Annotated in this window: 4 protein-coding genes and 1 pseudogene; 1 reads left to right on the forward strand and 4 read right to left on the reverse strand. The window is 39.8% G+C overall.

All coding sequences use genetic code 11. The annotated features are described in order from the left end of the window. Positions 1–54: 54 nt before the first annotated feature. Positions 55–857, reverse strand: a pseudogene (locus F6K20_RS32415) (IS701 family transposase); the annotation flags it as partial. A gap of 361 nt (positions 858–1,218) precedes the next feature. Here F6K20_RS32415 and F6K20_RS32420 point away from each other — a divergent pair. Further along, complete coding sequence (locus tag F6K20_RS32420; RefSeq protein ID WP_154659681.1) at positions 1,219–1,368, forward strand: hypothetical protein; 150 nt, start codon at positions 1,219–1,221, stop codon at positions 1,366–1,368. Between the two features lie 118 nt (positions 1,369–1,486). On the opposite strand, the gene F6K20_RS32425 is transcribed toward F6K20_RS32420, so the two are convergent. The 3 genes from F6K20_RS32425 to F6K20_RS32435 all read right to left on the reverse strand — a co-directional run. Then, positions 1,487–1,957 carry an IS66 family transposase gene (locus F6K20_RS32425; protein WP_008179902.1) on the reverse strand — a complete coding sequence of 157 codons (471 nt, stop codon included), beginning with the start codon at positions 1,955–1,957 and terminating at the stop codon, positions 1,487–1,489. Between the two features lie 50 nt (positions 1,958–2,007). After that, on the reverse strand, positions 2,008–2,505 hold the full coding sequence (locus tag F6K20_RS32430) for a hypothetical protein (protein ID WP_048815169.1): 498 nt from the start codon (positions 2,503–2,505) through the stop codon (positions 2,008–2,010). Positions 2,506–2,679: 174 nt separating this feature from the next. Next, positions 2,680–2,877 (reverse strand): transposase (locus tag F6K20_RS32435; RefSeq protein WP_287265468.1); only part of this gene is annotated, 198 nt, incomplete at its 5' end.

A 2,877-nucleotide genomic window follows, 5' to 3' on the forward strand; every position in this document is an offset into this window, starting at 1 on the left:
TCATGGGGGTAACCCCCAAGACCGCGCTGCCTCTCCAAGACCGCGCTGCATCGCTTGTTTAAGTTCCCGGTGAAACTCCTCTATTTTCCAACGGTAAGAACAAGTGGATTTTACCTGTTCAATATCTGAGGCAGTTAGTTCATTTGTGGCAATGTATTCCGTTCTATTGGTAGAAATAGTAACCCGAAACAACTTCACCTTTTTCTGGTCAGGAAACTTTTTTAGTTTAATCAATTTCCCTGGTTTGACATCTAACTCACGACCCTCCAATGAGTCAATTCTTTGGGATTTTTCCTTACCTCCTGTTTCATCCACCAATCGATTCTTTTTTAAGGGACAGTAGTAGATTTTTTCCCAGTTATCAATTAAGGCCATTAGTCTTTGAGTGGCATACCAACTATCCATTAATACTCTTTTAAAGGGGAGTTTCTTATGAAACAATTTATGAGTATGTCTTCTACATGGTCTAGTTTGGTTTTTCCATCCTGTTCTGGAGCATATATCCGGTAATCTATCACCCAAAACTTACCGGTTTTACTATTAACGTATATACAATTTACTACTCCTATTCCTCGAACCACACTATGAGTATTTCCACTGTATTGTTTTCGCACCAATTCTATTTTATGGGAATGGTTTTTATCCAAAACTGTATCGTCAAATACTAGATAGCCATTTTCATCTACTTCAATATATTCTTTGACATTTAACCACAACGTCTTAGGATTAATTTTTTCGTTTTTTAAATATCGGTTAATTTGATCATGACTTATTTTTGGTAGATGCTCTGCCAAATTAGTTATGGTGTAATTGTTTTGGCTACTCAACAAATATTGACAGTAATCTAGCTTGTCCAATCTTTATTCCCATTATTTTTTTAGTTGGTTTCTCCCTTGATCTTATCATTTACTTTATCTGTTTTTCCCCTTTAGGGATTAATTTGGTTTTTCCTCGAATTGACACGCTATATATAGCGTAATTGCGTAAGTCCTGTGGAGAGCTAATTTGTCTCTCTTTGAACTAAGCAAATCTAGCGATGGCATAAATTGCCTGATTTCCGACAAAAAGCTGAAAATTTATTTAGGAATTACCGGAGTTGTACGGGTTTGTAATTATAGATGGTGTTAAGCGGTTAAGTAGTAGGATTAAATTCAATTTAACTGTTAATAAAATGTAACTTAATACAAGGCAAAAATAAACATAAAGGGATTCAATGCCTTGACAATTATTGACAACGTTAACTTTATTTATTTCCAGGTACTTACCACTGCGACTCTGTTGAGCTTGCCAAACCAGCTCAAAAAAGTTCTACAAGCTGACCATAATAGTGATGCAATTGGACGAGTAAACCGTAGCTTTATGGGATAGCCATAGGGTTAGTCATGGTGGATAAATCAGTCAATTACATTTTTTTTATCTAAAATCATCATCAAAAAATAGGCAATTTCTCAATAATCGCTGGTTGATAAATTGGATCAGCAAATTATCAGGCAGGGCTACCCACCAGTCCACGCTCTATAGCCTTTTGTCGAATCAAATCTGGTAAGGGGGGGATTTTGTCATCCCCTCGCAAGCGGGACAGTAAATACGCCCAAAAACAAATCCCTAATTTGCGACAGGTCTTTTTCAGACCAATCATGGTATCTCTGGCTTGAAGTCCGGCCTCAGAGCGAGTGCCACCACTGATTTTTCGACGGGTCACAAATTCTCGGATGTCAGAAAAGGCGGCATTATTGTGCAGAGGAATATTGGGAAAGTCGAGCACCCGGAGCAATTGCTCCTTGTTTTGTCTAAATTGGTTCAATGCGTTGCTCAGAGTGGGGTGGTGCAGATAACACCGACCAAAGATTTCATCAAAGCGAACAGATAGGTACTCCTTTTGCTCGGCACTCGGGTGATCTTGATAGGCAAATAAGCTGTTGGTAGTACTCCCATAGAAGGGTTTGGACTTCCTCAATGTTCTCTCGAAACTCAGCGGTACTCCCCTCTAATTTGCGGATGATTCGTTCAGCATGAACCCAACACAACCCATGAATGAGAATATTGAACTGTCTGGCTCCATCCTGCATGAATCAACAATTTTCGGTTAATGCCACTCTCGATTAATCCACCCAGCAGAGCGGCTTCGGTGACCCTCTGTGCCACTTTGGTCTGCACAATGCCAATCGACTCTAAATAGTCCTGCCATTGCTCAGGGCTATTCCCTAGCACCGTTGAACCAAAGCTCAATCGGTTCATATGCTTGTCGGCTAACTGATAGGAAGCTAAATATTGGTGGGCATCCTGATTGAGTACATAAATCGGGGCATTGCCTTGTAATACTGATAAGAAGTTGCGTCGAGTCTTGCGGGGGGTGCTCGCAAAGAAAGTAAACCATTCATTACCAATCACCGTGCAATACCCATTTTTCCCACTGTGTCGTGCTCCGGTATCATCCGTGTGAACATACTCTGAGCATTTTAATCCTGCCCCTAAAACCGATGCCTGAGAGAGTGTGAAACACATCTATCTTTGCCCTGAGGTATGAATTGATTTGACCGACCGATATCTCGATACCCCATTCCAGTAGCTGCTCATGAATCTTTGGTTGCGTCACTCGATTGTGATAGTACTGGTGCAAGATATATCCCACTAGTTGCGGGCCATAATGTCCAGAATTGCTGATAAGCTGTTGCGCATTTAAACTGTGATAACAGCATTGCCTTTGTTTTTTATTTTTCGTACCCATTTTATAATTAACCCTCCTTCATTTAAAAGATGATTTAACAAACATTCTAATTCTTCAATTGATTTGAAAACTCGATTGGCAATATATTCTTTTGCTGAATGCCAAACCAATTCAATTAAGTTATAATCAGGACTATACTCGGGAAGATA

Source organism: Moorena sp. SIO2C4, assembly GCF_010672485.1.
GTDB classification, from domain to species: domain Bacteria; phylum Cyanobacteriota; class Cyanobacteriia; order Cyanobacteriales; family Coleofasciculaceae; genus Moorena; species Moorena producens.